General features: G+C 47.2%; 16 protein-coding genes. 6 read left to right on the forward strand and 10 right to left on the reverse strand.

The window, feature by feature from the left end:
• The first annotated feature begins 13 nt into the window (after nucleotides 1-13).
• The 3 genes from JSU04_12520 (at nucleotide 14) to JSU04_12530 (ending at nucleotide 1,830) form a co-directional block, all read left to right on the forward strand.
• Nucleotides 14-322 (forward strand): divalent-cation tolerance protein CutA, encoded by a 309-nt coding sequence (locus JSU04_12520; protein MBS1971129.1) that lies wholly within the window; start codon nucleotides 14-16, stop codon nucleotides 320-322.
• The gene (pyrE, locus tag JSU04_12525; protein MBS1971130.1) at nucleotides 322-846 is read left to right on the forward strand and encodes an orotate phosphoribosyltransferase; all 525 of its coding nucleotides are present in this window, start codon (nucleotides 322-324) and stop codon (nucleotides 844-846) included. The genes JSU04_12520 and pyrE overlap by 1 nt, the downstream gene beginning before the upstream one ends.
• A 111-nt stretch (nucleotides 847-957) precedes the next feature.
• On the forward strand, nucleotides 958-1,830 hold the full coding sequence (locus tag JSU04_12530) for a hypothetical protein (GenBank protein MBS1971131.1): 873 nt from the start codon (nucleotides 958-960) through the stop codon (nucleotides 1,828-1,830).
• Here JSU04_12530 and JSU04_12535 read toward each other — a convergent pair whose 3' ends face one another.
• The 3 genes from JSU04_12535 to JSU04_12545 are packed head-to-tail and all read right to left on the reverse strand — an operon-like array spanning nucleotide 1,831 to nucleotide 4,834.
• The gene (locus JSU04_12535) at nucleotides 1,831-2,673 is read right to left on the reverse strand and encodes a class I SAM-dependent methyltransferase (protein ID MBS1971132.1); all 843 of its coding nucleotides are present in this window, start codon (nucleotides 2,671-2,673) and stop codon (nucleotides 1,831-1,833) included.
• Entirely contained in the window at nucleotides 2,673-3,728 is a 1,056-nt protein-coding gene (locus tag JSU04_12540; GenBank protein ID MBS1971133.1) for an alpha-ketoacid dehydrogenase subunit beta, read from the reverse strand. Before JSU04_12540 ends, JSU04_12535 begins: the two co-directional genes overlap by 1 nt.
• On the reverse strand, nucleotides 3,728-4,834 hold the full coding sequence (locus tag JSU04_12545) for a thiamine pyrophosphate-dependent dehydrogenase E1 component subunit alpha (GenBank protein ID MBS1971134.1): 1,107 nt from the start codon (nucleotides 4,832-4,834) through the stop codon (nucleotides 3,728-3,730). The genes JSU04_12540 and JSU04_12545 overlap by 1 nt, the downstream gene beginning before the upstream one ends.
• Before the next feature lie 329 nt (nucleotides 4,835-5,163).
• On the opposite strand from JSU04_12545, the gene JSU04_12550 reads away from it, so the two are divergent.
• Nucleotides 5,164-5,742, forward strand: coding sequence for a hypothetical protein (locus JSU04_12550; GenBank protein MBS1971135.1), 579 nt, complete (start codon nucleotides 5,164-5,166; stop codon nucleotides 5,740-5,742).
• Entirely contained in the window at nucleotides 5,743-6,249 is a 507-nt protein-coding gene (locus tag JSU04_12555) for a hypothetical protein (GenBank protein MBS1971136.1), read from the forward strand. It abuts the gene before it with no gap.
• Between the two features lie 61 nt (nucleotides 6,250-6,310).
• Here JSU04_12555 and JSU04_12560 read toward each other — a convergent pair whose 3' ends face one another.
• The 4 genes from JSU04_12560 to topA all read right to left on the reverse strand — a co-directional run bounded on the left by JSU04_12560 (nucleotide 6,311) and on the right by topA (nucleotide 12,686).
• The gene (locus JSU04_12560; protein ID MBS1971137.1) at nucleotides 6,311-8,329 is read right to left on the reverse strand and encodes a carboxy terminal-processing peptidase; all 2,019 of its coding nucleotides are present in this window, start codon (nucleotides 8,327-8,329) and stop codon (nucleotides 6,311-6,313) included.
• Between the two features lie 113 nt (nucleotides 8,330-8,442).
• Nucleotides 8,443-9,345: a hypothetical protein gene (locus tag JSU04_12565; GenBank protein ID MBS1971138.1), complete on the reverse strand. Its 903-nt coding sequence runs from the start codon at nucleotides 9,343-9,345 to the stop codon at nucleotides 8,443-8,445.
• Between the two features lie 18 nt (nucleotides 9,346-9,363).
• Nucleotides 9,364-9,981 (reverse strand): hypothetical protein, encoded by a 618-nt coding sequence (locus JSU04_12570; GenBank protein ID MBS1971139.1) that lies wholly within the window; start codon nucleotides 9,979-9,981, stop codon nucleotides 9,364-9,366.
• An 11-nt stretch (nucleotides 9,982-9,992) separates the two neighbouring features.
• Entirely contained in the window at nucleotides 9,993-12,686 is a 2,694-nt protein-coding gene (topA, locus tag JSU04_12575; GenBank protein ID MBS1971140.1) for a type I DNA topoisomerase, read from the reverse strand.
• 124 nt (nucleotides 12,687-12,810) lie between these two features.
• On the opposite strand from topA, the gene JSU04_12580 reads away from it, so the two are divergent.
• Nucleotides 12,811-13,563, forward strand: coding sequence for an HAD-IIB family hydrolase (locus tag JSU04_12580; GenBank protein ID MBS1971141.1), 753 nt, complete (start codon nucleotides 12,811-12,813; stop codon nucleotides 13,561-13,563).
• Here the strand turns inward: JSU04_12580 and JSU04_12585 are convergent.
• From JSU04_12585 to JSU04_12595, 3 genes are read right to left on the reverse strand one after another with little or no spacing between them, the layout of a single operon-like run.
• A complete protein-coding gene (locus tag JSU04_12585) occupies nucleotides 13,560-13,967 on the reverse strand; it encodes a DUF523 domain-containing protein (protein MBS1971142.1) in 408 nt (135 codons plus the stop codon). The genes JSU04_12580 and JSU04_12585 overlap by 4 nt on opposite strands.
• A gap of 51 nt (nucleotides 13,968-14,018) precedes the next feature.
• Nucleotides 14,019-15,362, reverse strand: a complete 1,344-nt coding sequence (locus tag JSU04_12590; protein MBS1971143.1) for a TldD/PmbA family protein — start codon at nucleotides 15,360-15,362, stop codon at nucleotides 14,019-14,021.
• Nucleotides 15,362-16,750, reverse strand: coding sequence for a TldD/PmbA family protein (locus tag JSU04_12595; protein MBS1971144.1), 1,389 nt, complete (start codon nucleotides 16,748-16,750; stop codon nucleotides 15,362-15,364). Before JSU04_12595 ends, JSU04_12590 begins: the two co-directional genes overlap by 1 nt.
• Between the last annotated feature and the right edge of the window lie 32 nt (nucleotides 16,751-16,782).

Below are 16,782 nucleotides of genomic sequence, written 5' to 3' on the forward strand. Positions count from 1 at the left end.
TATGGCCGACGATATATGCCTGTACTACGTCACCTGCCCCGATACTGAGACCGCAAAGAAAATCTCGATGACAATGCTTGAAGAAGGCCTCATTGCCTGCGCAAATATTTTACCGGGCATGGAGTCTTTGTATTGGTGGGAAGGCAAAATCGATTCTGCCAAAGAAGTGGTTTTGATTCTGAAATCCACCACTGCCCTTTCTGCGCGCATTACTGCTCGCGTTGAGTCTCTGCACCCCTATAACACGCCTTGTATTCTGACTCTTCCGATTGAAAAAGGTTCTGAAGCATATATAAGATGGCTCAAAGGGAGCCTCTTTTAATGCACAAAAAAGAACTCGCACAAAAGATCTACGAAGTGGCCCATCTCACGGGCGAATTTAAACTCCGATCCGGTACAACTTCTAACGAATACTTCGACAAATATCGCTTCGAAGCTCGTCCTGAATTGCTGAACGAGATTGCCTTGCACATGCGCGCACTGATTCCTCCCGGAACTCAAGCTCTCGCGGCGCTTGAAATGGGTGGCATTCCTGTGGCGACGGCTTTATCGCTCATTACAGGCATTCCTTGCGTCTTTGTTCGCAAAAAGGCAAAGGATTACGGCACTTGCCAGTTTGCCGAAGGGCTCGATATTAAGGGCCTTCAGCTCTGTATCATCGAAGACGTCGTTACCACCGGTGGCCAGGTTTTGCTCAGCACGGAAGATTTGCGTTCAATGGGCGCAAAAGTAGCTGACGTTTTGTGTGTGATTCACAGAGGCGGCGGCGAAGAAAAACTCAAGGCGGCGGGTTTGAAGCTCGGTGCGCTCTTTGAATCTGAAGAACTCAAAGCTCATTTAAAATAAATCCCTGGACTAAAGCTCAGGCCGGAACAGTTTCACCTGGAACCCGGCCTTGTGAGAGCAGACCACTCTAAAGCATACTATCCTTATAGAATCTTTCATGAAGGAGACGTCATGCTTCGTTTCGCAAAATCCGTAGCCGCGGCTAGTCTTATCGTTTTACCTGCAATTTCTTTTGCGGCTCGCGATGGTCAATTTTTAGATACCGCAGAATTAAAATGCATTTCTGATGGTATGGAAGTCGCTACTTCTCAAAATGGTGGACTTGGCCTGACTCCTTCTCCAAAATTTTTAGCACTCGTTGGCTTTGGCATGCAGAGATTCCAAAAAGACACGAATGGAAACGCCGGCTTGGACCGCGAGACCTATCAGCAAAAAGTGATCGAGTTCATTCAGGCTAATGGTTACTGCCTAGCAGAGGCTGTGGATGGCGCTGGGCAACCTACAAAGCGTGATGGCTACGGCGGCATCAAAGGCAGCGATCAAAAAGAGCCTGACCGCTTGGCCTTGATCGTTCTTGGCACCGGGACAAAACGTGTGAACGACAATCTCTCTCAGAACCAGTTTACAACAAAAGAAATTGACCAAACAGTGAAGCTTTTGGGCTTTAAAGACATCGATCAAATCAAAGCAATCTTCCAAAATGATAATTTCTCAGGTCAAACACCGGCGCAACGCCAGGAGTTTTTCCAGAAAGCGATCGCTGATAATGGCCGCTATAGCGACGGCTTGAAAGAGTGCTTTAATCAAATGAAAAACATGGAAAAGCTCAGTCCTGTCTACAATCACAACGGTAAACGTAGCCCACAGAGCATCAAGGTTTGTGAAACCTTGGCAGACGAGTGCGGCTTGCCAGACAAAAAATTCTGCTCTCTGAGCGTTCAGATCAATAGAAAGTCTGTGGGTGGCCAGCCTGTGAAAACGGCGCCAGCGAAAACCGGCCCAAGCATCTATGACGGCGTGGGCGGCAGCGGCGGCGCTCAGTAATTATTTTTCAGCTACGATATAGGCGATCCAGCTGTCGCAGGATTCGCCTTTTTCAGTGCGGGTGAAAACACCGTCACCTGACCCGTCTTTCGCAGTTCCTTCCCAGTACACATGAGTTTTCTTGAAACCCACTTCGCTCATAATTTCGCGAAGTTCAGGAATAGACCACAGACGCCAGTCGTAAGTGAAAACCTTTTCGATCTTCTGCCCACCAACTCTGAAATGAATATAGAAAAGAGCTTCGCCACTCACTGGATCGTAATTGCTCTGATCCCAGTAGTAAGTAAAGCCATCAAGTTTGATTGTATCTTCAATCGGCCCCTGACATTGTGAACCGCCGAAACAGTCCACCAAAAAGATGCCCTCTTTACCGAGCGTCTTGTAAACATTGGCAAAGTATAGCTTCATCACTTCACGGGATTTAAAACAGAAGTAAGAAAAATTCATCGCTGCAACGATATCTGCCTTCGGCAAATTCGGCTGAAGCACATTGCGCTCATGAAGAGTCATGCGCTTTTGCTGCTCGGGTTTTAGCTTCGACAGATAATGAGTTTTTCCGTAAGCCATTGGCTCCGGATCAAGATCAATACCGATTGCCTCGTGACGAGGATTCAGCTTAATCCATTCTGTCGACAACGCAAAAGTTCCGCAAAAGTCTTCGCGGAACGTCCGTGCATTGCGCTTTTTCAATTCTTTGTAAGTATCACGGATAAAGACTACGTCATTTTCCGCGGATTGAACCGCACGACGATAAAAATCGTATTTATCAAACACGATGCGTGCGCGTTTTTTATTTACGCGACGACGCACTTTCTTACGGTGAGGTTCAATCTTCACTGCCATTATGGAACTTCCGCTACGATCTCACGGATCGCTGTTTCGATGTCTGCCATTTGAGGAACTGAATTCTTCTCGAGGTTCGGCGACAAACCGATGCCTGGAAGATTCTTACCCGCTACAACGCGAGGACGAGCCATCAAGCTATAGAAACATTCTTGAGTCGTTCTGTAAGCCAAATGCTCACCGAAGTTTGTCACTTCAGTGTCTTCATTCACAAATAATACGCGGCCTGTTTTTTCAACAGACGACTTAATCATTTGCCAGTCGTATGGATAGATAGAACGAAGATCGATCACTTCAACAGAGATGCCTTCGTCCGCCAATTTCTTAGCAACATCATCACACAAATGAACCATGCGGCTGTAAGTAACAACCGTGATGTGCTCACCCGCATGAGTGATTTTACCTTTACCGATAGGTACGATGTATTCTTCGAGCTCCGGCCATTTCGCTTTCCAGTTGGCAAAGTTCTGAACTGGTTTATCGATCATCGACTTAAGCTCTTTTTCATCCGCAGGTTCGCCAGGGATCAATTCATCACCTTTATGGCGCATCAAAGCTTTTGATTTAAGATATAATACTGGATTCGGATCCTGAATCGCCGCCAGCATCAAGCCGTAAGCGTCGAGAGGATTTGAAGGCATCACGATCTTCCAGCCTGGCAAGCGAGACGCCCACGCATCGAAAGAGTGCGAGTGGTAAACGGAACCAAAGATTCCTGCGCCCACTGGAGTCATCACAACCATCGGTAATTCAACTTGTCCGTTCGTCACCCACAAAGTATTGCCGGCGATTTTGAGCAAATCGATGGTATTGAAAATATAATCTGCAAATTGGATCTCAGCCACGCAACGGTCACCCGTCATCGCAATACCCATCGCCATGCTGATGATACCGCGTTCATCCAGCGGAGAGTTCCAAGCTGTCTTCAAACCTTGAGTCGCTGTGAAAACACCGCCGAGAGGCGCGCCCACGTCTTGACCGAAGATATCTTTAACACCGAGATGTTTTTCACCATAGTGAAGGGCCATTCTGATGGCCTGTGCTACGCTAGCCATTAGAACTTCCTCCAATCAGCATTTTCGTTTCCTACATAAACATGATCCCACACAGAGTCTGCAGAAGGGCTTGGCTCACTACGAGCTTGCACTTGAGCTTCAACGCCCTCAGCCTCATATCCTTCCCAGATTTTCGCCGATTCTTCTTTTGTCAAAATACCCGCATCGATCAAGCGCTTTTCGAAAGCGAAGACGGGATCGACAAGTTCTGTCTTACGGTTCGCACCGTCCGCAGAAGAGTGACCGTACAAACGAGAAACATAAACTTCAATGAAAGAGGGCTTACCGGTTTTACGGATGTATTCCATCTCTTCTTCAAGGGCCAAATATGCTTCAACAGGATCATTCCCGTTAATGACGCGTGAACGGATGTTGAAAGCTTTTGCACGATCCGCGATTTGCGTCTCACCATGCTGGCCTTCATACGGAGTCGAAATACCGAAACCGTTATTTTGAACTGTAATCAAAACCGGAAGTTCTTGGCCCTTACGAGAGGCCCAAATCAAACAGGTCGCGAAATCACCTTCCGCAGTTCCGGCATCACCACCGGTCACGATGCTGATCGCTTTGTGACCCGCGCGCTTTTGCGCGTGAGCCGTTCCGCAGGCCAAAGGATACTGAACTTCGATCGGAGAAGTCACAGGTGCTACGTTCCACTTAGGGAAGCAATAGTGACCTGCGAAGTTACGGCCACCTGTCGATGGATCCGTCACGCGGTTCATCATCAATCGAGTTGCATCGATCATCGGCATACCGAGAGCCACCATGGTAGGCGTGCAACGGTAGTGCAAATGGAACCAGTCATAGGCAAGGCCTTGGCCTTTACGTGCTAGCAAACCGAGTGGAACGCCGAAAGCTTCCTCACCTGGCCCACCGATCCAGAAGTAACCTTCACCGGCTTTGTAAATCTTGATCACGCGCTCTTCAAGCACGCGAGACTTAACCATCAAATTATGCATTTTCAGCAAAAGTTCTTCAGACAATCCGCCAAAATCAGATTTGGATTTTTTAGGAGCAGCCTTCTTAGCCTTCACCGCTGACTTGGCTACAACAGCCTTCGCCGGCGCCTTAGCTTTGGCACTGGATTTCGTGGTCTTTTTAGACATTTCTATGAGCCTCCAAAAGTAGAAATATCTAAGCGATAACGAGGGCTTTTGTCGCGCAATAATCGCAATAATGCAATAAGTCGTCACCCCCAAAACCTACCCGGAAAGCCGATTAAGCCGCCAAAGAAGAGTAAACAAGCACTGAGCCCAAGAAAATTTATGGGGCTGATGTAAATTTAGAGTAAAGGCCTTGGGGAACTGCCTTGCAGTCCAGGTTAATCAAAAACTTCTCAAGATCTTAGGCTCACGTAAGGGTCTAGATTCCGTGCATAAATCTAATTTATTTATAGAACTATCCGATAAAAAAGAGACAGGTCATGGAGAGAAAAATGAAACTAATTTCAACTTTGGCCCTAATACTCCTATTCTCAGTTGCGTGTGGAAAATTGAAAACTTCCGACGAAAGCTCAAACTCAACTGAGAATATGAACACGGCAATCAAAGTCTATACCAAAGACGGCGTACTTCTTGGAAAGTATATCGGTATGTTAGTAGGCTCCAACGCGTCGGTCGTTTTACAATTCACAGATGGCGGTTTGGGAAATATCGACACTACACTGGGCACCCCTACGGGCTACTTTTCGACCTATTTCGATATTTCAACTACATTCTCTTGTTTCTATAAAACATCTAACGCCTCTGGGGCTTGCTACACGCCTGTTGATACACTCGGCTCCGTTCAAAGAAATGCAATTTTTTTTGATGGCACAAGCTTTTACAAATATACCGGCCAAGAACCTACCGAAAGTATCACGTACGCATATATTTGTTCTTACTATCCATATAATACAACACCAAGTTGTGGTGCTGCGACGGGAACTATTACGAAAGCTGCTCATCTTACGACTCCATGGTCGCTTCCAAGTGGTCTAAGCTTTCCTCTGTATAATCTCATTATCGGATTTTAGATGAAGTCTCTGGTTTTTTTCCTTTTCGTTGCCATTCCAAGTTTCGCGCTCGCAAGTCAGCAGATTTCGACAAAAGCCATTCCTGAAAATGGATTCTTAGTACGTCTTAGTTATCTTGATATAGGCCAAAACAACGGAGGCCATCTATCAACAGGCGTCGTTGAAAGTGGAGTGCGTGGTTGGTTTAATCCGAGCTACTATTACGCAGGGGTTATAGGTGCCTATCCGCTACAACTCGATGATAAAGAAGGGAACGTTGTTGGTGGCACGTTCTCGCTAGGCCTTGGTTGGAGTTGGGATCGTAAGATTTTACTAGAGTCGGGCCTCGACTATCACACATGGGGCGGAGCTATTAATGCAACAACGGGTCTGTACGGCAAAATCATCATGCCTTTCAAGACCGACGGCTCAACGGATTTCTTTATCGGCCTCAGCGTTTTCGGCAGCACTGCTCCGATAGCACCGCAGTCACTCATTCAACTCGGTATTAGCCAAGTTTTTAAATAACCAAAAAAAAGCCCCAGGATCACTCCCAGGGCTTCACAAGTTTTACTTTATCTACCAGCTCTTAATTCGCCGCCTGCTTGCCAGTGGGCTGAGCCGCCTCCGACTCCATCAAATCCATCAACACATTCGTTGCTTCATTGATATCCGGACGCTTCAGGTATTCTTTGTTCTTCTGATCTTTATTGCCGTAACGAGCCACTTTTTCTTTTTCTTTTTTATTCTTAGTCTCGTTTTTATCTTTCAGAACTTCGCTCACTTTGATCAACTTGCCGCGAGCTTTTGCCTTCTTCAACTCATCTTCAATCTTCTTGAAGTCTTCGCTTTTCTCAACGCGAGCCACTGACTTTTCACGCAGAGATTTGATCCACTCAGGCTTGAGCATTGACCAAGCGCCTGGACCTTCTTTCACGTAAGCTTCAGGTGACAAGAATGGAGCGATCTTTTGCGGTGGCAAAGAATAATCTAAGAACTTCTCACCGATATCGTCCGTGCTGTAAGGGCCTGGCAATACAACGTCGGCTTCAACACCGCGGTGCTGAGTTGAGTTACCGCCTGGCACGAAGAACATGCCGACCGTTACTTTCAAAGCGCCCAAGTTGTTTGGCATTGGCAAAACGGATTGAACAGAGCCTTTACCGAACGTGTGGTCACCACCAACGATGACAGCACGTTTGTAATCTTGCAAAGTACCAGCGACGATCTCAGAAGCAGAAGCACTGATACGGCTTGTGAGAAGAACCAAAGGTCCCGCCCAGTCTACTGCAGGATCTGTATCACTCAGCGTCTGTTCACCACGGCTTGCATCGCGCGAAGATTGTTTTACGACGTTACCCGTTTTAAAGAAAAGACCTGCGATTTTCACAGCGTCTTCCAAGCTACCGCCACCGTTGTTAGAAAGATCAAGAACCAACCCGTCGACTTTCTTTTCGTTAGCTTCTTTGATGATCTTTTTCAGGTCAGCAGCAGAAGAACGGCCGCCACGGCGAGAGTCCGCGTAGAATGAAGGGAAGTTGATGATACCGATCTTCTTCTTTTTACCGTTGATCTCTTTATCTTGGTAAATGATAGAAGCTGCTTCGTCTTCCAAGTTTACTTTTTCCCGAGTCAAAGAAACATCAAGACGCTGTTTGCTTTCACCTTTTTTGCGAAGGATCGTCAAACGAACTTTCGTTCCCTTAGCGCCACGGATTTTCTTAACCACATCTTTCAAATCCATGTCGATCACATTTTCCATCGCGCCTTTTTCTTGGCCGACAGCGATGATCTTATCTTGTGGCTCGATCAAACCCGATTTCGCAGCAGCACCGCCCGGAACCAATTGTTCAACAACCGTGAAGCCGTCCTGAGAAGAAAGTGTCGCGCCGATACCTTCCAAAGACAAACGCATTTGGATCTCGAAGTCTTCCAAGCTGTCGCGAGAAAAGAAACTTGAATGTGGATCCAAAGCTCTTGCGAAACTGTCCAAATAGTCTGAGTACAAATCAGTTTCTTTGGTATCTTGCAAGCGCTTCACTGCGCGATCATAGGTCTTGATCACATTTTTCTTCGCTTCATCCATCTTCATGTCCGTCGCCTGGTAATTCGCGATCTGGAAGTGGATGTATTTTTTCATGAAATCATTAGCTTCATCAGTGTTTTTAGGAAAAGGCTTTTTATCTGGGTCGAATGTAAACTCAGTCTTTGGATCAAACTTGTAGTCTTTACCCAAGAACGTTTTTGCGAAGGCGGCACGTTCTTCAGCACGCTTCACCAACAACTTCTGCGTTTCAGTCAAGAATGCGCAGTCTTTGTTTTTTGTTTTTTCAAACAGGTTGGACATCCAGCCTTTGATTTGATCGATATCCGTTGAAAGTAAATAGATTTTCGAAGGGTCAATACGCTTGATATATTGCTCGACAGTGTGGTTTGCCAATTCAGCGTCGCGATTTGCGTAGCGAATGTGGTTTGCAAGGAAACCGCCTTCGATGGCGCTCAGATACCGACACTCAAGATCGTCTTTGCCTTGTGCGTATGAGTTTGAAGTGAGGAACAAAAAAGATCCCGCTAGAACAAGCGAGGCGATGCCTTTGAATGAGCCCATGTATATCCTTCCTATGGTCTACCTGTAAGGTCGATCTACTTAGGATAGCAAATATCTAAGCGAGATCATTCAAATTATCGGCTAAACAAAGAAAAAGAATAGTCGGCTATGCGTTAGGACTTATGTCTATCAACATCAAACAAATTGAGCTGATTTACAGACACAGAGTCACCAACTTTAGGCTCGGTTCCGTGACGAGTGATCTCGTGTTTGACGAAATTGCCATCGTGAGTAGCAATCAAAAAGAAAGACATTTCAGGATAATCCGCCTTCAAACGAATCATCTCTTCCGCGATCAATTGAATATTCTTGGGATCATCGTCAGACATTCCAAAGCGGTGGTGTGGACTGTGGCCGTATACTTCCAAGGCTCTTTCCACACTTGCGCGAATCGCTTTTTGTTTTAACTGAGCCGCATTCATCGTCAGATTCGCGTCGCCGAGCACGTGACGAGTGGCTTTGTGATTCACAGGGAACACGCTTAAGTAATTCGGCTCATGTGGAAGAAACTGACGATCCACGAAGAGCTGAATCCCCGCCTTCAAGGTTTCTGGGTGATGACCGCGGGCCGTGATCACTGAAATGGGACGACGGTTAAAAGTTGCGTGGTAGAAGCACTGCCAAGAAGGACCTTTCCACTGAACATCCGGAAAGCCCAACGCCTCCGCCAAATCTTGCACGAAGATCTGTTTTTTGCCTTCGAGTTTTTCAATATCACTGATGTTGATGTCACGGAAATTACGGTACGTCCCTGTCTCATCGTCAAAACGAACTTCGTAGTCCTGGAAGGGACCCGGTTCGCCAATGATGGAGTGAATTTTCGCGTATTCGCCACTCCCCACACGTAGCTCCTCGCCGGTGGTTTTGTGGAATAGAATTAACGGAGTCGAAAGAAAGGCAATATTATCGTCGAAGTCGAAGAAATAGAAACTACGCCCACCTAAGTGATGATTTCTGTCTTTTTCTTGGAGCCGTTGAATCCCCAGTTCCAACTGCCCCTTGTGGGAGTTCGTCATAACAAAACCTCAAGGGCTTTAGAACACGATCCCGAGGGCCACCGAAGCGCCAAAGCCGTTTGCGTTGGCCTTTTCCATATCATCGATATCACTCTGAACCTGTGTGCCGTAGCTACGTCTGATAGAAGGCTTTTGTACCATGACTCGGTATCCCACATCTAGGGTGAGTGAAAAAAACTCCCGGTAAATAGAGCGAAAAGCAAGCCCGGGAAGGATGTACATCGAATTGCCCTGATCGTAATAGGTGTCAGCTCCGTTATGGGTGTAGGTTTTACGACCGCCATTTGCGTAATAGAGGTTCCCACCGGCTAATACTTGGCCATGGCAAGAAAAGGCAAAGAAACAGGTGGTTTTAGGCCAATTATACAAGAAGTAGTTTGCTCCGCCGGTAAAGAACCAGCCTAAACTATCCACCCCTGTTCCGGCATTCCACTCCCAGATGTCATTGACGGCATTTCGATAGGTTACAGCACTGGTTCCCGTCGATGAAGAAAACCCGGTAAAAGTAAAATCAATCCCCTGCCAAGCCTTCACTTGGCGGTATTTTTTAGCCTCTTTTTCAGGATCAACCCACGCATGAGCAAGAGAGGCTGCAAAGAACGAAAATACCAACAGGACTGCAAATACTCTATTCATTCCGGAGTTCCTTATTTCTTAGCTTTTTTACGAGTAACCACTTTCGCCACTTGAAGCTGCTGAGCTTTTTCAGACTTACCAACCTTCTTAGCTGCTTTCGGCGTCGCTGCTTTTTTCGGAGCGGCGGTTTTTTTAGCCTTTCCTTTAGACTTCGTCGAAGTCGTACCAGCTTTGTCGTTGATAAGCTCAATCGCCTGCTCAAGTGTCACAGTTTCTACCGTCGCACCTTCAGGCAAAGACACATTCGTCTTTCCTGATTTGATGTAAGGACCATAAGGACCGTTGTAGATCTGAATCGCCTGCTCAGTGCCTGGATGCACACCCAAGTCTTTCAACGGAGCTGCTTTACCACGGCCTTTTTTCGGCGTGCTCAACATCTCGAGAGCTCGCTCGAGTGTGATAGTGAAAATGCTTTCGCCTTTTGGAATAGAACGGTAATCGCCATCACAAACAACGAACGGACCGAAGCGGCCAAGACCCGCTTTGATCTCTTTACCCGTGCCAGGATGAGTGCCGAGAGTTTTCGGTAATTGCAAAAGCTCAAGAGCTATCGGCAAAGTCACGTCTTCAGGCTGCACACCTGGAGGCAGTGAAGCGCGTTTTGGTTTGTCCGTATCACCCACATCGCCCAACTGAACGTAAGGCCCATAGCGACCGTTTAAAACGTAAATCGGCTGATCGGTTGCAGGGTCTTTACCAAGAGCATCTGCACCGTTGATTTTTTGATCGATGAGCTTTTCTGCGATTTCCGGAGTGATATCCGCCGGAGATTCGCTCTCTGGCAAAGACGCACTGACATCCTGACCATCACGTTGTGTGGTGAGGTAAGCGCCGTAACGACCGACGTGGAAAGCATATTTTTCCATGCCTTCGAGTTTGATCGTACGTGCATCTTCTGGATCAATTTTGTCAGCTTGTTCTTCGACTTGCTCTTTCAAACCTTTCGGTCCGAAGTAAATCGATTTCAAATATTTTTCGAGCTCCAAATCGCCATCAGCGATTCCGTCGAGTGATCTTTCCATTTCAGAAGTGAATCCGAGATCCACGTACTGAGGAAGGTAACGACTGAGGAGTTTTGAAACAACCATCGCCGTGAATGTCGGAATCAGAGCGGTCCCCTGCTTACGAACATAACCACGATCAATGATGGTACCGATAACCGACGCGTATGTTGACGGACGGCCGATACCTTCTTTTTCCATCGTTTGTACGAGACTGGCCTCAGTGAAACGCGCTGGTGGTTTTGTTTCGTGTGAAGTTGGGTCAGCTTTCGCGCATTTGACGCTATCTTTGACTTTCAACGCCGGCAAGCGCACTTCGCGCTCTGCCAAGTCTGCTTCAGGATCATCGCTGCCTTCCACGTAGGCGCGGAGAAAGCCCGGGAATTCAATCGTCATTCCCGATGCGCCGAAGAGGGCTTCTTCAACCTGAATTTTTGCACTCACTTGTTTCTGGCGAGCATCCACCATTTGGCTGGCGATCGTACGCTTCCAGATCATATCGTAAAGTTTAAACTGAGTGCCTGTCAGACCCGTTTCATCCGGATCCACGAAGCTCACTCCCGCTGGACGGATGGCTTCATGGGCCTCTTGCGCGCCTTTGACTTTCTTCGCAGCATAGAAGCGCGGAGCATCCGGAAGATACTCTTTGCCGTACTTGCTTTGAATGCCATTGCGAGACGCTGTGATCGCCTCGTTCGACAAGAATGTCGAATCTGTTCTCATGTAAGTGATGAAACCTTGCTCGTAAAGCTTCTGCGCCACTTGCATCGTCTCGCGCGAACTCAAGCCCATTTTTCTATTGGCTTCCTGTTGCAAAGTCGACGTGATGAACGGAGCTGCCGGGCGACGAGTCGTTGGCTTTTCCTCAACGTCTGTCACAGTCCATGCGCCGGTTTTAATCGCAGCTGCAAGGTCTTTGGCTCTTTTTTCATCGAGGACCAAAACATCTTTACCGGCAACAAGCTTACCTGTTGTACCGTCGAAATCTTTACCAGTCGCTACACGCTGTGATTTCACATTTTGCAAACGGGCTTCGAATTCAACGCCGTCTTTTTGCAAGTTCGCAAGGATGCCCCAGTAACTGGAGCTTTTGAAACGGATGCGCTCGTGTTCGCGTTCAACAATCAACCGAACCGCCACCGATTGCACACGGCCTGCTGACAAACCGTAAGCCACTTTTTTCCATAGCAGCGGAGAAATCGTGTAACCCACCAAACGATCCAGAACACGGCGGGCTTCTTGAGCCTTCACAAGATTAAAATCAATCTCGCGCGTGTCACTCAGAGATTTTTGGATCGCGTCTTTCGTGATCTCATGGAACACCATTCGCTTGGTTGGAACTTTTGGCTTCAAAACTTCCAGCAAGTGCCAGCTAATACTTTCCCCTTCGCGGTCTTCGTCCGTCGCGAGATAAAGCTCTGCGGCTTCTTCAAGTTTGTCTTTGAGATTCTTAACAACTTTCGTTTTGTCTTTTGGAACACAGTAAAGAGGCTCGAAGTTTTTATCGACGTTCACGCCGAGCTGAGCCCATTTCTCTTTCTTTACTTTTTCAGGAATGTCTTTTGCTGATTGCGGCAAATCACGGATGTGGCCCATGCAAGACTCAACCACATAATCCTTCCCGAGGAATTTACGAATGGTTTTGGCCTTGGTCGGAGACTCTACTACTACTAATTTAATACCATCTGCTGATTTCTTCGCCATTTTTTACACCTTCATCATGTGCAGGCACTACTAATATATAGACAAACCATGAAGCCGATTCTCCAACTGCGCAAGTACAAATTTTGACTTTGCGCTTCCTAAGGTCGCCGACTATCATCGATTCATGCCGAAAATAAAATTTCTTCTAACTGATATCGACGACACTTTGACCGACGAAGGTCTTTTAGGACCCGAAGCCTACGAGTCCTTGTGGAGTTTGCATCGAGCTGGTGTGCATGTGGTTCCAATTACTGGACGTCCTGCCGGGTGGTGCGAAATGATCGCGCGACAGTGGCCTGTGAGCGGAGTCGTTGGAGAAAATGGCGGATTTTATTTTCGCTACCACAACAGAAAGATGCTCCGTCATTTTTTCTTCGATGAGAAAGCACAGAAAGCCAATCGAGAAAAACTCAACAAGTTAGAGACCGAAATTCTCGCGAAGGTTCCGGGCTGCGCTTTGGCGAGCGATCAGTTCTGTCGCTTGATGGATCTTGCTATTGATTTCTGCGAAGATGTTCCCGCACTTTCAAAACCGGAAGTGCAAAAGATCGTGGACATCTTCCATCAGCATGGAGCTCAAGCCAAAGTTTCTTCGATTCACGTGAACGGCTGGTTCGGCACTTACGACAAACTCACGATGACTCTGACGATGTTACAAAAAGAATTCGGTGTGAGCGCTGAAGAGGCAAAAAAAGTTTGTGCGTTTAGTGGTGACTCTCCAAACGACGAGCCGATGTTTGGCTATTTCCCACATTCCTATGCCGTTGCAAATATCCAGAACTTTATCAACGATATCAAACAAAAACCCGCCCACATCATGAAATCACGCGGTGGTTTGGGTTTTGCTGAAATTGCTAAAATTATTTTGGCTGGTTAGTCGACAGCAGTCACTTTGATGCCGGCTTTGAGGAGAGCTTCTGTAAAGAAGCCGTTGCCCTCAACAGTCTTGCCGCTGAAAGAACCGTCGTAAATGATACCTACGCCGCAAGATGGGGACTTGGATTTCAGATAAGCCTCTGTCGCGCCATTTTCTAAGGCGACCTTCAAAGCAACGTCAGCGCCTGCGATAAATTGCGCGGTCACATCGGCACCTTGATTGGTCACTACACGGCCATTTTGAATTTCAGACGGCGGACGAGGCGTAGAAAGCCCGCCCATTTGCTCCGGACAAACGGCCACAGCTTCGCCCTTCTCGACCCATTCACGGATCTGAGCGCGCTCTTTGGCTTGGCAATCGAAGCGGCAGGGAACACCCGCCAGACAGGCTGAAACGACTTTCATAGAGACAATATAAAAGAAAAGGGGGCTTGTTAAAAGCCCCCTGTAAAAGCTTTAGGCTCCCGCGAAGCTCATCGACTTGATAAGGACGTCAGGACAGATATAGGAACTTCCAGGCTTTGCATATTCATTGCCCAGTTCATCGATATCACTAAGGACATCCATGATATTCCCAGAAACTACGAACTGATCAATCGGACCAACCATCTTCCCTTTTTCATAAAGGAATCCCTCGGCAGGCATCGAAATATCACCCGTCGTCTCTTTATAACCTGAATGCAGACCCGCCGAGAACTCAGTCAGGTAAACAACCTGATCGTACTTCTCAAGCAACTGCTGCAATGTCTTCGTACCTTTAGAAACCACAAGGTTTGTCGGACCGATATCCATTGAAGAAGCAGGGCTTCTCGCAGCATGTGCCGTATGCGGCAGTTTCATTTTCTGCGAGTACTCGAGATTCGTCAGATAGCTTTTCAAAACACCGTTCTCAAAAATCACCGTCTTTTGCGAAGGGGCTCCTTCCGAGTCAAACGGACGCATTGAAGGTCCACGAGTCTCAAACGGATCGTCCACAACCTGGAACTTCTCGCTAGCAATCTTCTGATTCAGTTTTCCCTTAAACAGAGACTTCTCTTCATAAACTTCTTTCGCTGAAAGATAGCTCGTGAACATCTCCATCACCATCGGAAACATCTCACGGCTGATCACAACCGCATAGTTACCGGTTTTCAACTTTTGAGCACCCAAGCGCGAAAGCGCTTTACGAGCGCCTTCTTTCGCAGTTTCTTCCGGACGAACATCTTTAAAAGATCTGACGAAGAAAGAATCTCCATCCATCTTTGAGTTCTCTCCGTCTTTTGCCAGCGGATACGCATAGCCTGTGAAATAACTCGTTTTATATTCTTGGTCCATGCCTTCAGAATTCAAAACACGGCGCGAGCCCATACCTTCGCTAAACGAAGAGTATGGCACCGCTTGAATACGTGGATCTTGATTCAAAGCCACTTCTTCAAGGAGCTTGGCAACTTCCATCTTTTTGTTCATCGGAATTTCTTCCGTGCTAAAAAGACCATCGATCGTTTTGAAACTCTGTGGTTTCATCAACAGAACTTCGTTTTTTTCATCAGACTTCAAAGTCTTCGCATTACTGAGGGCTTCTTTATAAGTGCGATGAAGAGCTTCCCAAGAAAGATTCTCGGTATAAGCGTAACCTTGGCTTGCGCCAAGAATTACACGAAGACCCGCCATCTGAGTTTGTGTTGATTCAAACTTTTCAAGCTTGCGCTGGCTGTAACCTAAATTAAGGTTTTCACCTCGTGACAACAACAACTCGACTTTTGCGCCTTCGCCTTTTGCTTCAGCAGCAATCTTATTAAAACTTTCTTTCAAAGCATCCATTACGACGCCCTCCCGCCGACCATCAGGCTAGAAACCAAGATTTGCGGCTGACCAACACATGTCGGGATGCTGCCGCTCACAGAGCCGCACATACCTGTTGCGTGTTTCAAATCATTAGAGACTTTCGTGATCTTACCGAGAGTATCAATCCCGCGGCCGATCAAGCAGGCGCCCTTCACAGCTTCTTCGATACGTCCCTTACGAATGATGTAAGCCTCACGTACTTGGAAGTTATAATCACCCGTTCCAGGATTCACGGAACCGCCGCCCATGTTTTTCGCATAAAGACCGTAGTCCACATCACGAATCATATCTTCGAAAGAATCTTTGCCTGCATCGATGAAAGTGTTTCTCATACGAGATGCCGGTGCGTACTTGTAAGACTGACGACGGCCGCTGCCGGTTGCTTCATAGCCTGTTTGCTTCGCACCCATTTCATCAACGATGTATGACTTCAAAATTCCTTTTTCAATCAAAACCGTGCGTTTCGTTTTATTGCCTTCGTCATCGATGTTCAAAGAACCCCAGCTATTCGCCATCGTTCCGTCATCCACTGCCGTCACGCACTCAGGAGCAATACGCTCTCCGAGCTTGCCGCAAAAAACGGAAGCGTTCTTCGCGACCGATGTGGTTTCAAGACCATGACCACAAGCTTCGTGGAAGATCACGCCACCGAAAGAATTATCAATCACGACCGGCATTTCACCCGCAGGAGCATACTTCGCTGTTGTCAGCAAATTCGCACGATCCACGCAGCCTTCAGACAATGACTTCAAATCCCAGCGGTCGAAAACTTCGGATGTGCCGAGCAAACCTTCGCGCTCGGAAGCACTTTCCTTCACACCATTGTGTTCAACAAACGTTTCCACCATCACGCGAGAATACGCGCGCTCATCATAAGCCATTAGCCCCTTTGAGTTTGCGATCTGCACTTTTTGGAATTTCTCGTGCAACATCGATTCAACTTGAGTCACATGCGAGCTTCTTGCGCGAGCATGTTGATCCATCGAATTCAACCACTTAAACTTTTGATCACGATTCATTTCCCACGGCTTTTCACCGTAAGTGTGAATTGAATCAAACGCGACTTGCATCAAAGGCATCGATTTTTTTGCTGCTCCTTGACCACGGCTTTGGGCCGCATTCAAAGCCGCTTTCACGAGCCCTGCTTCGCTGAGGTCGTTTGTCGTCACGTAAACAATCTCGTGGCCAAAGAACAAGCGCACACCGGCGCCATAAAGTTGACCGACGATGGCTTTGTCTGCTTTCTGACTCAATAAACTCAACTGCGAAGAGTAAGTATCTTCGACAAAGATATCTGCGAAGTCAGCACCGGTTGAAAGAGCCGCATCCAGGGCTTTTTCCAAAATACTTTGAGAGACAATCATTTCTACCTCCAAAAACTAGATTGTATACGAAG

The organism is Bdellovibrionales bacterium (genome assembly GCA_018266295.1).
GTDB lineage: Bacteria > Bdellovibrionota > Bdellovibrionia > Bdellovibrionales > Bdellovibrionaceae > JACMRP01.